Below are 20,757 nucleotides of genomic sequence, written 5' to 3'. Positions count from 1 at the left end.
GTCCTAACTGGTTGAATGATATTATAGAATTATTTTTGGTTATTACGTTCTGCAGAGATTTCAAGGAAAGCACTGGCGAAACGGAAAAGCTTTTGTGCTTGTGGATCTTTCATCATACGTAATAAGCCAAAAAGACCAATGACTTCCGTGCTTTCTTCAGCACGATCTTTTGCTTCAATTGCATTGGCAGCAAGGCCTTTAACAGAAGAAACAACTGGAGTTGCCATTTCTGAAATAGCACTGACTGTATCGTTTTTCAATACTTCATCAGTCGCCACAGATTGAGCAAAATCATAAGACTTTGTCATGATATTAACTAATTCAGTTAATTTTGGTAATTGTTCTACTAAATTATTCAGTGATTTTTGTACTTCAGGGTTTAAAAGTTGATCTAGGATATCTCTTTGTTCTTGGCTTGCAGAGATGTTAAGTGTTTCGTTTTCAGGTTTTGATTTTGAGACTACATCTGCCATATCTATTTCCCCTTTGCGTTGAACTAAATTTGCTAATTAGGATGCAAAGTCACATTAATTGTGAAGTCAGAAAACTTTAACCTTTAAACTCTCTTAAAAAGTTAAAGCTTCCGTGAGGTCCATCCTGAATTTGTTCCCTATGATAAAACCTTTTTACTTGCTGAACTCACGTGTCTTTATCCTAACACTCCTAATCATACGTCTACCGACTGGTAATTTCAATTTATTTTTACGATATAAATATAATTTTAAAGTTGATTATTTACGAGAGTATGAGGGTGGATCCATTTCTCTTAAGTATTATCTGAAAATTTTATATTAAATCTAAAATAAAATCTTCTTTAATAGAAGAGTCGTAAACATAATTCCAAACAATTCCTTTTTATCATTTTTTTGAGATTGTTTTTATTTCTATGAATAAACACTTAAAAATCAGGGTATAAGTAATTATCTGTATTGGAGATGATGCCATTGATAAAACGAAGATTGTTAAAAATTCATGGAGAGATTATCGAAATATCCTCCAAATATTCTAAAAAACATAACAGATGGAATAGTACGGCAAAACTTCCTAATAGTTCTCTTATCGCTTATTGTCGAGATAAGAATAGAGTGCGTGCAGAAACTGTGTCCATGAGCAGATTATTAATTACTTACGATGATTATAAGATTATATAAACAATATGATCGTGAATTATAAAGGAGACAAGGCACTCAACCACTTTGGTTGAGTGCCTTGTCCGATCCTCATTCTTTAGTATATTCATTCTCATGTCGGTATAATAAAAATCCATATGAATATAAGCTATCTGATATTGCACAGGTAGTTTTTTTATATAAATATTAACCATATTTGTTTAAAATTACATGGATTAGTGTAAAAAATAACAATGAAGATAACAGATTTCACAATAAAACGTTTACCATGTAATCATATATGCATGAAGGAAAAGAGGTTAATGAAAGTTGGGAAATTCTAAGAATACGGTAGCGAAAGTAATCATTGAACAGCTACATCTCATGGACGTGAAAAGAATTTATGGAGTTGTAGGAGATACGGTAATCGGTTTGATTGACGCGCTGGCGGATCAAAAAGATATTCAATTTATTGCAGTAAAGCATGAATCGGTAGCTGCTTTAATGGCTTCGGCGGAGGCGAAGTTAACAGGGAAATTGGGAGTGTGTACCGCGACCATGGGTCCTGGAGTCACTAACTTGCTTAATGGACTCGGTGATGCCTATTCCGATAGGGCCCCAGTGCTGGCCATCACTGGACAGGCTCCAAGTGTTAAAATCGGTACGGACTATCAGCAATATGTCAATCAGCAGGAGCTAGTGAAGCCTTTTGCTTCCTACAGTGCTAATTTGACTAGTCCTGATGCGATTATCGATGTTATGCAAAAAGCGGCTCAAAAATCACTTGGACAGAGGACAGTTACTCATCTTTCCATACCAAAGGATTTTTTCGAGGAAAAAACGACAGTGAAACCAAGGCGTTTACCCACACTGGTCAAAAGTGCCTCCTTTATAGAAGAAGAAAGCAAGAATCGTATTCTTGATGTAATGAAAACAGCAAGAAAACCAATGATTCTTGCTGGAGCAGGTGCTAGGGGCGCTTCAGAAGCGATTGAAAAGCTTGCGGAAACATGGGGAGCAGGCATTCTTACCAGTCTGGGAGGAAAAGGGGCGTTCGAGGTCAGCTCCCCGAATCTTTTACAAGGAATTGGTGAAGGAGGAAATCCGTATGCTAAAGGGATTTTCATGGAGGCGGACGTCGTATTGCTTGCCGGTGTCACATGGTGGCCTGAAGGATATGTACCAAACGACGCTAGAATCATTCAGATTGACAGTAATTTCGATAAAATTGAAAAAAATATACCAGTCGAAATCGGGATTGCTGGTAAGACGGAAGAGGTTATTCCCAAGTTGATTGAAGGATTAAAAGATTTTGATAGAAACGACGTGTGGATGAACCAACGCCAGGTAGCGAAAGATAAATGGTCAGCTCAATTAGAGGAGGAAGGCAATAGTGAGGGTACTCCTTTGCATCCCGCAAGAATCGTTCGTGCAATTGAAAGATCGATCAATCCAAACGCGATTCTGGCAATCGATACAGGGGATGTAACGGTATGGATGAATAGAATCATGCGCCAAAAAAAACAAAGGGTACTATTTTCAGGTTACTGGAGAACAATGGGGTTTGGTCTGCCAGCAGCAATGGCAGCCAAATTAATCGAACCAAATCAACAGGTAGTGGCTGTTGTCGGGGACGGTGGTCTCCAGATGACACTTGCGGATTTACTTACCGCGCAACGGTATGGCATTAAGATTACTGTCATTGTATTGAATAATGAATCTTTACAAATGGAGCGGGATAAAATTAAAGCAGAAGGTGGGGATGAAGTCGGCGTTGGTCTAACAAATCCGGATTTCGTAAAAATAGCAGAAGCTTGTGGCTGGAAGGGATTGTACGTAGAATCGGAAAGCGCACTGGAAGCTTCCCTCGAGGAAGCTTTGCACTCGGACTTACCCGCTTTAGTTGATATACGTACGGCGCAAATTTTCTTCCCAGAAACAGAATAACCCATTCTTTGATGGATGGGGATTTATAGGGTGAACATTAAAGAAAAAAAGAGGCACTTAATCAAAAATGAACTCCCCCCTTTTCGGACAGTATAAAAAAGTGCCTAAACGGCTAATAGGTGGTCCCGGTATTGTACCGGGGCCATTTTTTTTAGTCCCCATTGGTAACGAAACACATTGTATTCTTCTATAACTCGATCAACTTCTTCCTTCACATCCGTTAAATTACTCAAGTTTTATATTCTGCTAAATCCTTAAAGTGGCCAAAAAATCTTTCCATCGGCGCATTATCCCAACAGTTTCCCTTTACGGGACATGGATTGGGTTAGCCCGAGTTGCTTTACTTTGTTTTGAAATAGCGGATGGGTGTAATGGAATCCCTGGTCAGAATGCAGAATTGCACCCGAATGGAACTTGTTATTCATAGTATGCCTTAGCTTGTTTAATGTTTCATAAACGATATTCATATCTAATGAAGTGGATAAATGATATGTAAGGATTTCTTTTGTGGCCGCATCTTTTACACATGACAAATACGCTTTTTGACCTTTTCATAATAAAGGTAGGTAATGTCAGTAAGCAGTACTTTTCCTGGCTCCTTCTGTTCGAATTCACGATTAAGAAGGTTTGGACAAGTAAGGTGCTCTTTGGTTGCCTTAGCCATCTTTCGATATGGATTAGCCCTTCTAATTTTTGCAAAGAGGCTATACTTTGACATCAACTGTCGGATTTTCTTATGATTCATGACGGCCAAATAATCTTTTTCCATAATCATTTTGATTTGGAGCGCTCCTACTTTTTCCTTTTTATTGAGAAATATCGTTTTAATTAATTCTATATCCAAATCATCCTGTTCCTCACGTAGCTCACGGGTTGAGGCTGCCTTTAACCAATCGTAGTAGCCACTTCGACTTACACCAGCTAATTTGAATAGATAGGCAACAGCCTTCTTTAGCTTTCATGTCCTAATCGTCCTTTCAATCAGAAAGAAATACTCACCTGGAGATAAAGTTATTTCTTTTTCAACGCCCGCGTTTCTAACTCTTCCAGCTTTTTTAGGAAGTCATTTTCTGCTTCAAGGAATTTAATTCGGGCTTCGGCTTTCCTAAGTTGATCCTCCATAGATTGTGGCTTGGAAGAAGGGCGTCCTGTATTTCCTTTTCCACGGCGTTCCGTAAGGAACCCATCTTCACCAAACTTTTCGAATGTCTCACGCCAGCGCTGTAAACAACGTTTAGGTTGTTCTTTACCGATTATTTCGAGATTAAATCCCTGTTCAATGAAAATTTGTGAGGGGGATTTCCCCTTTTTATATTCCTTAACAGCTTTTGTTTTAAATGCAGGATGATAGGAGATAGATCGCTCCGAAGCACTCATGATATTTGGATTCTTTTCAAGTTCTTTAATCTGAAATTCAGTATATATATTTTTACTCATATAAACCCTCCGTCCATACTCATTACATCTATTGAAACATAAAAAACCCCGGATAAGGGACACTTTTTTTATGTGTGTCCGTTATCCGGGGTATAGTTCAAAATTGGTTATGTGCCTCTTTTTTTATGATATATTCCAGATATGTTTTCTAATTCATGTTTTGAATAGTAGTTTAAATTCTAATAATAGTATACTAAAATAACCAGATAAAAAGTGGAGGATAAATTTTATTCATAGACGGAAGAAACAAACAATGTTTAGAATCATCCCTTCATGAAAGAAGGGGTGCATGGACATCTAGATTATTAAAATTTATAACCACTGCACTATGAGTGATACAATGGTAACTGAAAAGTATTGTTACATCCTAATAGCTGAGTAGTTACATATATGCCTTATTGTCAACATATTTGTAATATAATGTGTAAGGGTCACTTTATTTCGGTGGAGGGCAAACTTTTGAACAGTCTATTATTGGGGAAATACATATCATACCAAAGAAATTGGACAGGCCCGGTTATTGCATGATTCACTGGTGATTGTTACCCTTTAGCCTTTTTCAACATTTATAAAAAAGAAATCTTTCTGATATCTGAAAGTAACCACAGCCTGATTTCTAACAATCAGAAGGGGTTTACATGATGAAGTTGAGAATTAGTTTAATTGAGTAGTAATCGAATTCGCTCTTATACAGTTGGATTTGAAAAAGTGTCTGGCCGTAAACTCTCTTGTTTCTAGAGAGCGTGCGGCTTTAACTGGGGTCCACCAAGTTATGGAGGAAAGAAGACGGGTCTTTTCTAGTTAATTTTTTGAAGAGGAGAATTATCATTGAATCTTGAAATGCAACAATTTAAAGCGGAATTTTTTAAGGCACTTGCACATCCCTTAAGAATTAAAATTCTTGAGTTATTGTCAGAAGGAGATAAAAATGTAAATGAAATTCAAAACCTTATTGGTAGTGAGGGTTCAGCGGTTTCTCAGCAGCTAACGGTTTTACGGGGGAAAAATATTGTTGTAGGTAGGAAAGATGGGAATCGTGTCGTCTATTCGTTGAGAGACCCCATGATAGTGGAGCTTCTTTCTATAGCACGTCAGATATTTAATAATCATTTGGTAGATACCATAACAATGTTAGATAAAATAAGTGAAAATGAGGGTAAAAACAGAAATAAGTTTTAGTAAGCTGGGAAAAGTGGTGACATCATATAATCATGACCATGTCACCGCTGTATATTCTCATTTGCATTTTGGTTTATTTTTCCTATTTTCCCTGGTCTTTTCAGAAAATACTGATGAAAATTAGTGAAATTATGTTAATATATTTTAAGAAAGTGGTATAGGATAAATAAAGGGGAATGATAGTAACTTTAAATTCTATGGTCCCTCCGGAATAAGAATAACTTAAAATATTGTACGATTATAATTATTTGATATCTATTGTATTAAAAGACATCTGCGTTCGGTTTTATTTTATATCCCCGGAATTACCTCTGGTTACATTATATTTCTTTTTCTTTTCAATACTTTTCAAGAAAATGGTATTTAAATATCAATTAAAGGTAGGCTTTATTTCAATCGGTCGTTTAGGTTATATAATAAAAAATGGAGTTGATAAGATGAGCAATATCACAGGATATGGAAAAGCAACGCAGGAAGCGATTAATAACTTTGAGCATCATATTGGATTTGAAATCCCTGCTGATTATAAACAATTCCTCCTTGAATTTAATGGAGGGAACACAAGTGTAAAACATGCTAAGTTTTATGTCGAGGCATTAGACACGCATGTGTCTTTGGATGTGTTATATGGCTTAGATATTGATAATGAACAGCTTGACTTACAGAAAATACATGAAGAGCATAAAGAAGGACTACATAGCAATTGCATCATAATAGGTAAAGATACTTATGTAGGGAAAATCCTGTTAATTGAAAATGAAGATGAACAAGGAATCTACTTTTGGGATCAAGGATGGTATGCAGATCCATCAAGCCAGGATGAAAATATTTACAAAGTGACGGAGACCTTTCAATCCTTTATTGAGGGCTTGAAGGTTCCAGAGGAAATATAATAATGTTTTTAGACTCCTTGATTGGTTAAAACCTCTCAAGGATTTTTCGTTTAGAAGGTACAATGCTGAATTAAGGTGGTTTCCGTCAAAATACGCACGGGGCACTAAAATAGGTCAAATGGGTTGTGATTCTCTGGTCACATCTTGTTTTCCCATCAAATTAATTTTGGTCTCCAGCTTTATAAATTAGACCAATGTTCTTGGAAAAATGATTAGAATATTAAGACATTTTATTATCCGAGTATAGTGTGATTAAATATACCTATAAATACAGAAACAATACGAGTTTACTATATTTCTTTCCTTCTATTTATAGTAAAATTATAGTGGCTTGAAAACTTTTAACTTCCAGAGATGGGGTATATCAAATTTTATGAGAAATAAAAAGGTTAAAATATTCCTTATATTTATATTCCTTTTGTTACTTGCATTTGTTCTTTTAAATATGTTTACTTCTTATTTGAGTATTCAACATTCTGTTCAAAGATCTATGGCCAATCAGAGTGTGATATCCGCGAAATCTATTTCTAATTCGCTGGATAAAGAAGCATATACACATTTTCTTGAAACCCGAGTAAAGAACCGAGAATATGAGGATATCCAAAACTACTTAGAACAGGCACGTGAAAATATTGGGGCCCTTCATGTATATACCCTAGAAGTGGACAACCCAATAAAATCAAAAGTCATGATTGCAAGTCTTCCTGAAGAATTCAAAGATGAAGATATAGCAATTGGAGTGCCTTGTACTGTCCCGGCAAAACAGGTCAGAAGGGCATATGAGGGGAGAACCTTCATCACTGATATCCTTAATGATCCTGTTTATGGAGAATATATGACAGTTGGAGTGCCGATAAAAGATGAAAACGGTACAGTTATAGGTGCCTTGAGCATAGATGTGAGTGCAGAATCCATTCATGCGATAAGCGATAAGGTTATTAAAAGCAGCATCTTTAACCTTATTTATTCTGGTGCATTTGTTATTATCCTGGCTATTGCTTTTATATTGATACAAAAATGGTATCGAAAAGAGATGAAACGAGAAGTCGTTGATACGGAAGATACTTATCGGACGGAATTTCAATCACTTATCGCTTCTGTACGTTCCCTAAGGCATGACTTTTCCAATCACGTTCAAGTTGCACACGGACTCTTAAAGCTAGGGGAGAGTGCCAAAGCTTTGGAGTATTTAACCAGTCTTTCTAAAGAAGTACATTCAATAGAGTCCATGGAATTGGATGTAACCCATCCAGGGTTGTCCGTCCTTTTGGAAACCAAAAGGCTGTCTGCTCAAAATTATAATATCGACATCACGCTTGATATTTCTCCTGACTCATTTGATACTATAAAAACGACAGATCTAATTAAATTATTATCGAATGTAATAGATAATGCCATAGAAGCTACCATTGAATTGCCTGAGCAAGACCGCCGTATGAATATTACTTGTAAAACCGAGGAAGGAAACTATATGTTTGCCGTTAAGAATTCAGGACCTATGATTAGCTTGGTAGATCAAGAAAATATCTTCAGAAGTGGATATTCCACCAAAAAGAAAGAAAAGGGAAAAGACCGTGGGCAAGGCTTATTTATCGTTAAGGATTTAGTGAGAAGATATAACGGAGAGATTTTTGTGGATTCGAATGAAATAGAAACGAGTATAATAGTCTTGATACCTGCAGAATGATCTTTTTTATGGCTATAGATGAATAGATTGGTTGTGAAATGACCCCAAAAGTAAGACATGGTTATTTCTAGGCATCCTGTTGAGCATGAGTTCGGTATTTGTACTGGACTCATGCTTTTTAATTTTGGCTGTGTTGAATAAATCTGTTGATATTTGGAAAAAATGAACTTTTACTCTATAATGTAATGAAAAGAGCGAGAATGAGTTGTTAAGAATGGCGAGGAGGGGGACTATTGACGAGACCTTTAGGAGTTTCAATAATTAGTTATTTTTATATTTTTGGTGCGATTGCTTTATTGTTTACAGCCATTTTTTATAATGCTGATGCTAATTCAATTGGTATCGCTGATAGATTTGGAATACCGATTGTGCCTGAAAGACTAATGAGAGTATTGTTGGCAATCATTTCATTAGGAATGGTTTATGGGTATATGAAAATGAAAGAATGGGGCTTTTGGGTAATGATTGTTTATTCTGTTCTTTTCGGCATAATAAGTTCCTTACTACTGTCTAATCAACCTCAACAGCCATTTTTCGGTAATGTGATTTTTTCAATTATTGTCTTGGTTTACACGATTCGTGTGAGAAATGCGTTTTTTAAAACAGAATATCAAAAATTAGAAGAACTGATTTGAAGACATAACTATAATCAGGGGCTTTAATTGAAAAAGGGAACTCCAAGAAAATATGGAATTCCCTTTTATTATATAAAATTACCATTAACCTTTAACATAGCTTTAACTTTAATAAACATATATCAATAAACGTTTCGAATGAATCGATAAGGACAGGAGTACTTTACTATAGAAGAAACAATACTTTTTACAATAGTGGTCAATTTTTCTCGTTGTAGTCAAGGTGACCCCCTCGCTTTCAACGGGGATGAAAAGCTCTGGGGATATTTTTAACTTGTACTGAACTCTAATGCCGTGTATGGAAGGAAAGCTGAATCATCCTGTCCCAGTCCATATGTAATAAGGAAAATAGGCCAGGATCCAATTCGTTGAGGACGCATTATGTAATTTCCGGGCTCTTATCTTTTCATCAACGTGGCTTTTTTAAAGAGAAAAGCAACTTGTATAAAAAATTATGAAGTGAGAAATGAGAATTGAACACTTCCGGCCAATAATGAGAATAAATAAATAAGGAATGGACATAATGGTTAGATGTTTAACTGCTTTTGTGGGGTTTTGTGATAAGATAAAAAAAAATCATATAAGGCAGTGAATAATGAATGTTGAAACAACAAAAGGGAAAACTTCTTGTCATAATTGGACCGACGGCTGTAGGTAAGACGAAACTGAGCATTGAGATGGCTAAACGTTTTAATGGAGAAATAATCAGTGGAGATTCCATGCAGGTGTATAAGGGAATGGATATTGGGACTGCGAAGATCAAAGAAGAAGAAATGGAAGGGGTTCCCCATTATCTACTTGATATTAAGGAACCAGATGAACCATTCAGTGCAGCTGAGTTTCAGAAGCGGGCTAATGCTTGCATCGAGGATATTCAGAGCAGGGGAAAACTTCCGATTATTGTAGGAGGAACAGGTCTATACATACAATCGGTTATTTATGATTATCATTTCTCTGAAGCACCTTCCGACCCTCTTTATCGGGAACGACTGGAAAAACAGGTAAAAGAAGAGGGGATTGAACCTGTTTTTGATCAATTACGGAATGTGGACCCGGAAAGTGCTAAAAGAATACATCCTAATAATGTAAGAAGGGTAATTCGTGCACTTGAGATTTTTCATTGTACAGGCAAAACGATGAGTGACCAGATGAATCAACAACCGACAGAAATGAAATACGATACATGCATAATAGGTTTAACGATGGATCGGGACCAATTATACCAACGAATTGACCAGCGAGTTGATGGAATGGTGCAAGAAGGGTTATTTGATGAAGTTCAATCTTTTCATGATCGGGGATTGAGAGATTGCCAATCGATACAGGCTATTGGTTATAAAGAGATTTATGACTATTTTGAAGACCGGGCTTCGATAGACGAAGCAATCGATTCTTTGAAGCAAAACTCGCGCCGATATGCGAAACGTCAATTAACTTGGTTCCGAAATAAAATGGATGTAATCTGGTTTAATATGACGGACATCGAAGGTTTTACAAAAAAAATAAATGAAATATCTGGGTTTGTAGCAGGAAAGCTTTTCGATGAAGGCGAATACATAAATTTAGAGAGAAAAGAGGAGGACTAAATCATGAAGCAATCCGTAAATATTCAAGATCAATTTCTTAATCAATTACGCAAAGATGGTACGTATGTGACAGTATTCTTATTAAACGGTTTCCAAATCAGGGGCCAGGTTAAAGGGTTTGATAATTTTACCGTATTATTCGAATCGGAAGGTAAGCAACAATTGGTCTACAAACATGCTATATCTACATTTGCTCCACAGCGTAATGTCCAAATTGATTACGAAGTGAAGGAATAACCCTATACATGATCGTGAAAATGACAGGCCCCGTTAATAGGGGTCTGTTTTTTGTGTTTAGAGCTTGTATCTTTTTCACGGATTCGATAATTTTACTTCTTGGTTTTGAATATACATAAGTAGGGAAGATTTCTTTCTCGGGAAAGCGCAGGAAATGACAAGGGAATAAAAGGATTGAAGAGATGGAAATAACCCTGTCGAAAAGACTTTTATAGACATGAACGCTGTCTGGGTAATTTAAGGGAAAGTGATTTATCATTTTTGATAAGACCAGGGTCCTAGATGGAGAGGTGGAGACATTGGAACAACCGATCCGTATGAAAAATAACGGGCAAATCAACATCGTTTTTAATGCAGAAAACAGAAAATCATTACAAAAAGATTTGCCGGTCAAAGAGGTGCTGGTTCAGGAAATTCCACACCAGCACGTGGCTCTAAAGGAAATAGAAGACGAACTGAAAGCATTAGTTGGCATGGAAGAAATGAAACGCATGATTAAGGAAATATACGCTTGGATTTACATAAACAAGCAGCGTGAGTCGAGGGGGCTGAAGACCGGGCGACAAGCGCTTCACATGATGTTTAAAGGGAATCCAGGAACAGGAAAGACTACGGTTGCACGATTGATTGGAAAATTATTTCAGAAGATGAATGTTCTTACTAAAGGGCATTTGATTGAAGCGGAACGAGCGGATTTAGTCGGCGAATATATTGGTCATACGGCCCAAAAGACGCGTGACCTAATTAAGAAGGCAATAGGTGGCATTCTTTTTATTGATGAGGCCTACTCCTTGGGGAGAGGTGGAGAAAAGGATTTTGGGAAAGAAGCGATTGATACACTTGTTAAACATATGGAAGATCGCCAGCATGAATTTATCTTAATCCTTGCCGGTTATTCAAGGGAAATGGACTACTTCTTAAGTCTCAATCCAGGGCTCTATTCGAGGTTTCCACTGGTCGTTGATTTTCCGGATTATACAATAGATCAGCTAATGGAGATAGCCGATCTCATGCTACAGGAGCGTGAATATTTAATGAGTCGGGATGCTGAACGTAAACTAAAGGAGCATTTGATTGTATTGCGTTCATTTGGTGGGCCGGTCTCGTTTTCTAACGGCCGGTACATTCGGAATGTAATTGAAAAATCGATAAGGGCGCAGGCGATGCGCTTACTCATAGAGGATAGCTTTGAAAAAGTAGATCTGCTAACACTTACTAGCCAGGATCTCATTTTCGAGGATGATATGAAGGATTGAAAAAGTAAAGGCCGGCCATTAGAGGCTTGCCTTTCTCATTTATGTTTTCGGAACCCACTTTTTATTGGGAAGGTGCCAATTATATGTGTAAGATAGCACCCGGAATAGAGTGACGAAAATGAAGAGTGTATATAACTGCCAAGCTTGTGAGAAAAGCCCGCTGCCTAGAACCAATCCTGCGATGATGGCCCATACCGCATAGATTTCTTTTCTAAAAACTAATGGTTTTCTTCCGGCAAGTACATCTCGGATTACTCCGCCGCCACATCCTGTTAATGCCGCTGAAACGATGATAGCGCTAATTGGATGATTCAATTCCACTGCGTACATGGCACCTTGGATGGCAAATGCAGAAAGTCCGATTGCGTCACTGAAATTCCCCCATCTGTCCCAATGTTTTGATAGATTGGTAGGGAAAAGAAAAACGATCGTAATCGATAATAAGGCGACGATGAAATATAAACTTTGATCCCAAAGAGCTGACACAGGTACGCCGATTAAAAGATTTCGAATCGCGCCTCCTCCAAAAGCCGTAACGATTCCTAATATATATACGCCTAAAATATCATACTCTTCTTCCATGGCAATGATCGTTCCACTTATGGCAAATGCAATTGTACCGATAAAGCTTAATACTTCCCATGTCATATCTTTTTCCCTCTATGTCTTTTTTGAATTTATGGTAAAGCCAAATTTGATTTTAGCATGTTATGGGTGATTTTAATATGGTTATTGGCCTTGTTTTGAAGGAAATTTTATAAGTGCCAATTTATTTGATATGATGGAGGAAAACCGTTTAGGTGGTGCATGATTTGAATCAAGACATAAGAGAAAAAGCTGTATTGATTGGCTGTCAAACAACAGAGGATGCTGAACGTTTTCACTCTACACTAGAAGAGTTGGCTTCGCTTGCCAAGACGGCAAATGGTGAGGTATTGTTGACCATCACACAGAAAAGGGAACGGATTCATCCGTCTACATATATAGGAAAAGGAAAAATCGAAGAACTTCAAAATTTAGAAGGAGAGTTGGAGCCTGATCTTTTCATCTTTAATGATGAATTGTCGCCGAGTCAGATACGCAACCTTTCTAAATACTTACAGGCGAGAGTAATCGATCGGACACAGCTTATTTTGGATATTTTTGCTCAGCGGGCTCGATCAAGAGAAGGGAAACTTCAAGTGGAACTTGCCCAGCTTCAATATTTAATGCCACGTTTAGCCGGGCAAGGTACTGCGATGTCTAGACTTGGAGGCGGGATTGGAACCAGGGGGCCAGGAGAAACGAAACTTGAAAGTGACCGCCGCCACATTCGTGGGAAAATAGATGAAATCAAGCAACAGCTCAGCGGAATCGTGAAGCACCGTGAACGGTATCGTGAAAGAAGAAAACGAAATAAAACGTTTCAGGTTGCCCTCGTTGGTTACACGAATGCCGGTAAATCAACGTTGTTCAACCGCTTGACAGAAGCCGATTCATTTGAAGAGAACCTGCTGTTTGCCACTCTAGATCCGATGACACGAAAAGCAATCCTTCCAAGTGGATTTACCGTTCTGATGACAGATACGGTCGGTTTTATACAGGACTTGCCGACTGCCTTGATTGCTGCCTTTCGCTCGACCCTTGAAGAAGTGAAGGAAGCGGACTTGTTGCTTCACGTCGTCGATTCATCCAACTCGGATTACTTTAACCATGAGAAAACGGTCCATGATCTGTTAAATGATTTAGATGTCTCTTCCATTACACAGTTAACGTTGTATAATAAGAAGGATAGGGTCCACGTCGACTTTTTAAGATCTTCCAGTAATGATTCGTTATTGATCAGTGCCTTTGATTCAACGGATCTGGAAACTGTCATGGAAGAAATTGAAAAATACGTAATTGAGAAAATGATACCGTATAATGTTTTCCTACCTTCAAGTGAGGGTAAACTACTATCACAGCTGAAAAATGAAACCATATTGCGCACTCTCTCCTTTAATGAAGAATCGGAAAGATATGAATGCAAAGGTTTTTGTCTAGCTGATCATTCAATTGTCGGACAGCTAGAGAAATATTCATTATAAAAGGGGAATTTGGATGTATCAGCAGTTAAAGCATGGAGAAGCCTTAAAAACAATCGTTCAAGAAGTGGAAGCGATGATTTCTCCATTACATAAGCAAGTAGATGAAAGAATTGAAACAAATCAATTTCGTGTGTTGCAAAGCTATCAGGCACACCGTGTGAGTGACTCGCATTTCAATCCAACAACAGGATATGGCTATGATGATATCGGACGTGACACGCTCGAATTGATTTATGCTGATGTTTTTGGTGCGGAAGCAGGATTGGTGCGCGCTCAAATCATTTCCGGGACCCATGCCATTTCGACTGCACTATTCGGGATTTTACGGCCAGGTGATGAACTACTCTACATAACTGGAAAACCATATGATACATTGGAGGAAATTGTCGGAATTAGAGGCTCGGGAGTTGGGTCTTTGCGCGACTTTCAAATAGGCTATAATTCGGTGCCGTTATTGGAATCAGGTAGTGTTGACTTTGAAGCTGTCAGACAAGCGATAAAACCAAACACCAAAATGATTGGCATTCAACGCTCAAAAGGCTATGCCACACGCCCTTCCTTTACAATTGATGAAATCCAAGAAATGATTTCTTTCGTTAAGGAAATCAACCCTGAAATCATTGTATTCGTGGACAATTGCTATGGGGAGTTTGTGGAAACTCAAGAGCCTTGTCATGTCGGGGCAGATCTTATGGCGGGTTCGCTCATTAAAAACCCAGGCGGGGGAATTGTGAAGACAGGTGGATATATTGTCGGTAAAAAGGATTTGGTTGAAGCATGTTCGTACCGCTTGACATCCCCAGGCATCGGAGCGGAAGCAGGTGCCTCCCTATATAGCTTGCAGGAAATGTACCAAGGTTTCTTCCTTGCTCCACATGTCGTGGGTCAAGCGATTAAAGGAGCGATGTTCACTGCTGCCTTTTTAGAGAAAATCGGGATGAACACATACCCTAGGTGGGATGCAAAACGTACTGATTTAATTCAGTCTGTCCAATTTGATGACAAGGATAAAATGGTTGCTTTTTGTCAGGCGATTCAATATGCTTCTCCAATTAATTCACATGTTACTCCATACCCTGCTTATATGCCTGGATATGAAGATGATGTAATTATGGCTGCAGGTACCTTCATCCAGGGGGCAAGTATTGAACTGACAGCAGATGGTCCGACAAGGGCACCTTATGTTGCTTATGTTCAAGGTGGATTAACTTACGCCCACGTGAAAATGGCTGTATTGACTGCAGTGAATTCTTTAATAGAGAAAAAATTAATCCAGTTGTAAAAAGGGAAGGTATACCTTTTTCTGTCGGTTAAGTATTTAGATGAATCCACAATAACTGGATTCATCTAAGATGCAATAGTCGAAATATTTTTATAGTTGCCAATCATTTTATTATTATGAAAAAAATATGTCATAAAAGGTGACATCAACTTGACATGTTAAATAACATATATTATGATTATAGTAAGATAAATGAAGGAGGATGCTAAGAATGAGTGGCAACAACATTCGGCGTTCAATGCCTCTTTTTTCCATCGGGATTGTGATGCAGCTGACCGATTTGTCTGCACGACAAATTCGATATTATGAAGAGCATCAATTAATTACTCCTATGAGAACAGACGGAAACCGACGCGTTTTTTCTTTAAACGATATTGATAGACTTCTAGAGATTAAAGATTTAATCGAACAGGGTGTCAATCTCGCCGGCATTAAAAAGATATTTACAGTGAAAGAACAGAATATACCAAAAACACAAGATCTTGAGCAAGCGGAGAAAATTAGACGTGACCTAAGTGATGAAGAGCTTAGGAAGCTTCTACGTGCTGAGCTACTGCAAGGCACTAGAAACCGCACATCTCTTCGGCAAGGTGATATGTCGCGTTTTTTCCAATAAAAATATTAATGATGAACAATTATTCTAGGGGGAATTGAAATTGGCAAAGTTTACACGTGAAGACATTACTCGTTTAGCGAAAGAAGAAAATGTTAAGTACATCCGCTTACAATTCACTGACATTCTAGGAACAATCAAAAATGTTGAAATTCCGGTTAGTCAATTAGAAAAAGCACTTGATAATAAAATGATGTTTGATGGTTCTTCCATTGAAGGGTTCGTACGTATCGAAGAATCAGATATGTATTTATTCCCAGATTTAGATACATGGGTGGTCTTCCCTTGGACATCAGAAAAAGGGAAAGTTGCTCGTCTGATCTGCGATATCTACAATACAGATGGAACACCTTTTGATGGAGACCCTCGTGCTAACTTAAAACGAATCCTTGCTGAAGCTAGAGAAATGGGATTCACTAATTTCAACTTAGGACCTGAGCCTGAATTCTTCCTATTCAAATTAGATGCTCAAGGCGAACCTACTTTGGAATTAAACGATAAAGGCGGATACTTTGACCTTGCACCTACTGACTTAGGGGAAAACTGCCGTCGCGATATCGTTCTTGAACTTGAAGAAATGGGCTTTGAAATTGAAGCATCCCATCATGAAGTTGCACCAGGTCAACACGAAATCGATTGGAAATATGCAGACGCTGTATCAGCATGTGATAATATTCAAACATTCAAATTGGTTGTTAAAACAATCGCTCGTAAACATGGTTTACATGCAACGTTCATGCCAAAACCATTGTTCGGTGTAAATGGTTCAGGTATGCACTGTAACGTTTCTTTATTTAAAGGAAGCGAAAATGCTTTCTACGATAAAGAAGGTAAATTAGAATTAAGCAAAACAGCTGAGCAATTTATCGCCGGTATCATTAAACATGCACCTAACTTTACAGCGGTAACGAACCCAACTGTTAACTCTTACAAACGTCTAGTCCCTGGTTACGAAGCGCCTTGCTATGTGGCTTGGTCCGCTAAAAACCGTAGCCCATTAATCCGTATCCCAGCTTCACGTGGAGTAAGTACACGTGTTGAGGTACGTAGTGTCGATCCAGCAGCAAATCCATACCTAGCACTTGCTGTAATCCTTAAAGCTGGTCTTGACGGAATCGCAAATAATCTGACTCCTCCAGCACCAGTCGACCGCAACATCTATGTCATGAACAAAGAAGAACGTGAAGCAGAAGGTATCAGTGATCTTCCAGCTACTTTATATGCAGCATTAGAAACATTAAAAGCTGATGATGTCATCAAAGACGCTCTAGGCGAGCATTTACTTGAACACTTCATCGAAGCAAAAGAAATCGAGTGGGATATGTTCCGCACGCAAGTTCACCCTTGGGAACGCGAACAATATATGTCTACTTATTAATAGAAGAAATAGCAGGATAACCCTTGACACCATTGGTGTTGAGGGTTTTTTGTGTTTCGGGCATTTTTTAATTTATTTTAGAGGTAACTTACTGCCCGATAAATGCCTAGAAAAATTCAAAAAGGTAGGTGGTGTTAGCTGGATGGGATAAGACGTTTTTGGATACTGGGGCTTCTAGTCTTGTTCCTTCCGCTGTTTCTTCGGTGGGGATACGTTAACTTCTAAACAGTTCTGAACTCTTTATCTATGCCGATGGACCTCTTGAAAATGTAAGACTTATCAAATCCAATAGAATTACTTTTTTGATTACAAATGTAAATGACACGGAATTCATCAAAAGAAATTTCATTGAACTTATTACAAACACTCGATTTATTTACAAAATAAAAGATAACACTAGAAATTCAATTAAAGGAATTGCTAGAAAGCAATTTAATATAAAGGATATAATCTATATGCATAACTCAAGAAAATCTTCCGGCTTATTACTAAAACAAAAAAACCGTGATAAAATACATAATATTGGAAGAAAAAGGAGAGTGTCATATGCTAAGTTTTAGGGACTCAACAAAAGTTATTAAGGAAAGCGGGACAGACATTGCGATCATATCCGTTGGTGCTACGGAACAGTTTGGCCCATACCTACCAATGCACTTAGATACATTAATAGCTGAACAATATGCGAATGCTTTTGGTGAAGTATTAGGGGGCTATGTTTTACCTACAATTCCTTTTAATACATCGGAAGAGCACGCCAGCTATAAAGGGACTATTACAGTGAGTCCCAATGTGTTATCTACAATGTTGGAAGAGATAATAGTTAATCTATCGAGACAAGGCTTTAAAAAATTCGTTTTATGTAATGGACATGGAGGGGCTTATTGGGAATCTTCTTTTGTAAAACATATAAATTTCAAGTATCTTGAAATCTTATTAATTACTACCCACCGACATTTAGCTTGGGAAGATGCTTTAAAAGATGCAGGTATTGAAGGACTTAAAGAAAGACACGCTGGTTTCTTGTCAGTATGTACGGCAATGTGGTTATGTCCTGAATTTGTAAAGGTTGGCTCTATGGGGTCAGAAGTGCCTGTCGAAATTAATAAATTCGCTGATTATGTTTTTTGGGATAAGCTAACGGAAGATGGATGTTGGGGTAAATTCGAAAGTGGCGTTTATTCCGACCAACAACTTGCTTCTATAGGAAAAATATTTTGGACCTCTTATATTTCGAAGAGAAGTGAGCATTTAAAAGAAACCCTGGATAAGGCATATCAATTAAAAATGGGAAGATAAAATAAATGAAATTATTAAAAAGCAGGAGATATTTTCTTGCTTTTTTGTTACATAGATTTACTTTTGATTGCAGTACTAATCGTATTTTTACATCTTTTGTGAATATAATTATTGCACTTCAAATCCTAAATATTTTGTGTTTTGGAAGTTCTGAAAAATAGATACCTTCGGGCGCCTTTTGTATTGGAAGGGGCTTTTCTGTAATGCCGTGACTTATGTACAAGCATTTATATTTACGTAACATTTAATATTGTGAGGTGATAATGATGGTGAAGATTTATATTGATCCAGGACATGGTGGGACAGATTCAGGTACGGTTGGTAATGGTTTAAGAGAAAAAGACCTTACATTACAAATTGGTACAAGAATTAAGGATATTCTTGCTGGTTATAAGAACGTCACTACTAAAATGAGTCGTTCAGGAGATACCTATCCCTCTTTATCGACGAGAACGAATGAAGCAAATGCCTGGGGAGCTGATTTTTTCTTGTCCGTCCACATTAATGCTGGTGGAGGCACAGGTTATGAAGATTATATTTATACCTCGACTAGTAAAGAGACAAAGACTTACCAAGATAATATCCATGGAGAAATTATGAAACTTATTAATATGAAGGATCGTGGACAGAAAACTGGGGATTTACATGTGCTGAGAGAATCATCTATGCCGGCCTTATTAACAGAAAACGGTTTTATCGACAATACCTCGGATGCTGCTCAACTTAAAAAGAGTTCTTTTATTGAAGCTATTGCCCAAGGACATGTTAACGGCCTAGTAAAGTCTTTCAATCTGAAAATGAAAGATGAAGAGGTTTCTGGTAGTACTCATATAGTTGTAAAAGGAGATACGCTTTATTCAATCGCTAAGAAATACGGAACGACGGTGGCTAAATTACAAACATTGAATCCAAAGGTAGAAGCGGATTCACTACAAATTGGCCTGAAACTAATTATTAGTGGTTCAACTAGTACTTTTCATAAAGTAGTAAAAGGTGATACTGTATCTGCTCTTGCAAAGAAATATGGCAGTACGATTCAGCAAATAAAGAATTGGAATGATCTAGATAGTAAATACACAATTACTATTGGCCGAAAAATTCGAGTGAAATAAGTATAACCCTTACTCTAAAGAGTAGGGGCTTTTAAATTCAATTGTCATTTTACTATCAATAAAGAAGAGAATGTAACAAAAGATGCTGAGCCGTATACATTATAGGAGAGAATAATCCAGCATTTTTAAAAAATATTTGTAAATCTAGGGAGTCAATTATGAAAATATCCATTATTCTAGATTCATCTGAGAGTTGGTTTGTAGATTATGCAGAAAGACTACGTGATAACTTGAATAAAAAGCACGAAGTGAAAATATTATACGGATTTAATGAGATGACTAAAGGAGATATTGCATTCTTTTTGAGTGTTACTAAAATCTGTCCTTCTGAAAAATTAAGGTTAAACAATAACAACATTGTCATCCATGCGAGTGATTTACCAAAAGGGAAAGGCTGGTCACCCATGCCATGGCAAATAATAGAAGGGGAAAATGAAATAACGCTATCGCTTTTCGAAGCAGTTGAGAAAGTGGATAGCGGGAAGGTATACCTTAAAGATAAGGTTGTATTTAAGGGGCATGAGCTTATTGGTGAACTACGAGAACAATTGTCAGATAAAATCATCGAAATGGCTGTCAGATATGTAGACAACTACAATAATATGGTAGGGCATGAGCAGGAAGGGAAAGAAACATTTTATAAAAAGAGAACTCCTGAACATAGCGAATTGAATGTCAATAAAACCATCCACGAGCAATTTAATATTTTGAGAACGGTTGACAATGAAAAATATCCAGCGTTCTTTTACAAGGATGGCATAAAGTATATTATCAAAATATATAAAGATTGAATTCGCATAAAAGTCTTCCTTCAAAAGGAAGGCTTTTTATTATGTCTAAATATAGAGGGGCAATTAAACGGTAATAGTACTAGTTATTGCATTCGGAAAGTGTTAAGGGATGCGGGGCTTAATACTATGGTGGGTTTCAACACAGTCATTAGAAAAGGGTTTGAATATATTGGAGATAGGACTACTTGTCCCACGAAAGCTGACTAAGAACGAGACTGATGAGATTAATCTCATAAGCTTAGCCTATTTATGT

The 20,757-nt window shown here is 37.5% G+C and carries 17 protein-coding genes and 1 pseudogene; 15 read left to right on the top strand and 3 right to left on the bottom strand.

What is annotated here, in order from left to right:
- Window positions 1–29 precede the first annotated feature (29 nt).
- The gene (locus ACQKL5_RS04240) at window positions 30–473 is read right to left on the bottom strand and encodes a DUF1641 domain-containing protein (RefSeq protein ID WP_427606776.1); all 444 of its coding nucleotides are present in this window, start codon (window positions 471–473) and stop codon (window positions 30–32) included.
- Window positions 474–1,439: 966 nt separating this feature from the next.
- Between ACQKL5_RS04240 and ACQKL5_RS04235 the strand changes: the two genes are divergently transcribed.
- Window positions 1,440–3,056, top strand: a complete 1,617-nt coding sequence (locus ACQKL5_RS04235) for a thiamine pyrophosphate-binding protein (protein WP_427606775.1) — start codon at window positions 1,440–1,442, stop codon at window positions 3,054–3,056.
- Between the two features lie 104 nt (window positions 3,057–3,160).
- Here ACQKL5_RS04235 and ACQKL5_RS04230 read toward each other — a convergent pair.
- Window positions 3,161–4,493: pseudogene (locus ACQKL5_RS04230) on the bottom strand (IS3 family transposase).
- Window positions 4,494–5,321: 828 nt separating this feature from the next.
- On the opposite strand from ACQKL5_RS04230, the gene ACQKL5_RS04225 reads away from it, so the two are divergent.
- The 7 genes from ACQKL5_RS04225 to spoVK all read left to right on the top strand — a co-directional run bounded on the left by ACQKL5_RS04225 (window position 5,322) and on the right by spoVK (window position 11,966).
- A complete protein-coding gene (locus ACQKL5_RS04225) occupies window positions 5,322–5,672 on the top strand; it encodes an ArsR/SmtB family transcription factor (RefSeq protein WP_427606774.1) in 351 nt (116 codons plus the stop codon).
- 437 nt (window positions 5,673–6,109) lie between these two features.
- Complete coding sequence (locus ACQKL5_RS04220; protein ID WP_427606773.1) at window positions 6,110–6,565, top strand: SMI1/KNR4 family protein; 456 nt, start codon at window positions 6,110–6,112, stop codon at window positions 6,563–6,565.
- Between the two features lie 490 nt (window positions 6,566–7,055).
- Window positions 7,056–8,252, top strand: a complete 1,197-nt coding sequence (locus ACQKL5_RS04215) for a GHKL domain-containing protein (protein WP_427606772.1) — start codon at window positions 7,056–7,058, stop codon at window positions 8,250–8,252.
- Between the two features lie 233 nt (window positions 8,253–8,485).
- A complete protein-coding gene (locus ACQKL5_RS04210) occupies window positions 8,486–8,887 on the top strand; it encodes a hypothetical protein (RefSeq protein ID WP_427606771.1) in 402 nt (133 codons plus the stop codon).
- A 599-nt stretch (window positions 8,888–9,486) separates the two neighbouring features.
- A complete protein-coding gene (gene miaA, locus ACQKL5_RS04205) occupies window positions 9,487–10,473 on the top strand; it encodes a tRNA (adenosine(37)-N6)-dimethylallyltransferase MiaA (RefSeq protein ID WP_427606770.1) in 987 nt (328 codons plus the stop codon).
- Between the two features lie 3 nt (window positions 10,474–10,476).
- Complete coding sequence (hfq, locus tag ACQKL5_RS04200) at window positions 10,477–10,710, top strand: RNA chaperone Hfq (protein WP_034313436.1); 234 nt, start codon at window positions 10,477–10,479, stop codon at window positions 10,708–10,710.
- Between the two features lie 299 nt (window positions 10,711–11,009).
- Entirely contained in the window at window positions 11,010–11,966 is a 957-nt protein-coding gene (gene spoVK, locus ACQKL5_RS04195) for a stage V sporulation protein K (RefSeq protein ID WP_427606769.1), read from the top strand.
- A gap of 39 nt (window positions 11,967–12,005) precedes the next feature.
- Here spoVK and ACQKL5_RS04190 read toward each other — a convergent pair whose 3' ends face one another.
- Entirely contained in the window at window positions 12,006–12,614 is a 609-nt protein-coding gene (locus ACQKL5_RS04190; protein WP_427606768.1) for a trimeric intracellular cation channel family protein, read from the bottom strand.
- Between the two features lie 164 nt (window positions 12,615–12,778).
- Here ACQKL5_RS04190 and hflX point away from each other — a divergent pair, with 164 nt between their 5' ends.
- From hflX to ACQKL5_RS04155, 7 genes are all read left to right on the top strand, one after another.
- Window positions 12,779–14,032: a GTPase HflX gene (gene hflX, locus ACQKL5_RS04185; RefSeq protein ID WP_427606767.1), complete on the top strand. Its 1,254-nt coding sequence runs from the start codon at window positions 12,779–12,781 to the stop codon at window positions 14,030–14,032.
- A gap of 13 nt (window positions 14,033–14,045) precedes the next feature.
- Complete coding sequence (locus ACQKL5_RS04180; RefSeq protein ID WP_427606766.1) at window positions 14,046–15,314, top strand: aminotransferase class I/II-fold pyridoxal phosphate-dependent enzyme; 1,269 nt, start codon at window positions 14,046–14,048, stop codon at window positions 15,312–15,314.
- Between the two features lie 211 nt (window positions 15,315–15,525).
- Entirely contained in the window at window positions 15,526–15,930 is a 405-nt protein-coding gene (locus ACQKL5_RS04175; RefSeq protein WP_402971469.1) for a MerR family transcriptional regulator, read from the top strand.
- 40 nt (window positions 15,931–15,970) lie between these two features.
- On the top strand, window positions 15,971–17,305 hold the full coding sequence (glnA, locus tag ACQKL5_RS04170) for a type I glutamate--ammonia ligase (protein ID WP_427606765.1): 1,335 nt from the start codon (window positions 15,971–15,973) through the stop codon (window positions 17,303–17,305).
- Window positions 17,306–17,851: 546 nt separating this feature from the next.
- The gene (locus tag ACQKL5_RS04165) at window positions 17,852–18,601 is read left to right on the top strand and encodes a creatininase family protein (RefSeq protein ID WP_427606764.1); all 750 of its coding nucleotides are present in this window, start codon (window positions 17,852–17,854) and stop codon (window positions 18,599–18,601) included.
- Window positions 18,602–18,867: 266 nt separating this feature from the next.
- Window positions 18,868–19,713 (top strand): N-acetylmuramoyl-L-alanine amidase, encoded by an 846-nt coding sequence (locus ACQKL5_RS04160; RefSeq protein ID WP_427606763.1) that lies wholly within the window; start codon window positions 18,868–18,870, stop codon window positions 19,711–19,713.
- 158 nt (window positions 19,714–19,871) lie between these two features.
- Window positions 19,872–20,504, top strand: a complete 633-nt coding sequence (locus tag ACQKL5_RS04155; RefSeq protein WP_427606762.1) for a formyltransferase family protein — start codon at window positions 19,872–19,874, stop codon at window positions 20,502–20,504.
- Window positions 20,505–20,757 lie beyond the last annotated feature (253 nt).

The sequence above is a fragment of the Peribacillus sp. NPDC097675 genome (assembly GCF_050277655.1).
Classification (GTDB): Bacteria; Bacillota; Bacilli; order Bacillales; family DSM-1321; genus Peribacillus.
The sequence above is the reverse complement of the archived record's forward strand: the minus strand, read 5'-3'. Positions and strand labels throughout refer to the sequence as shown.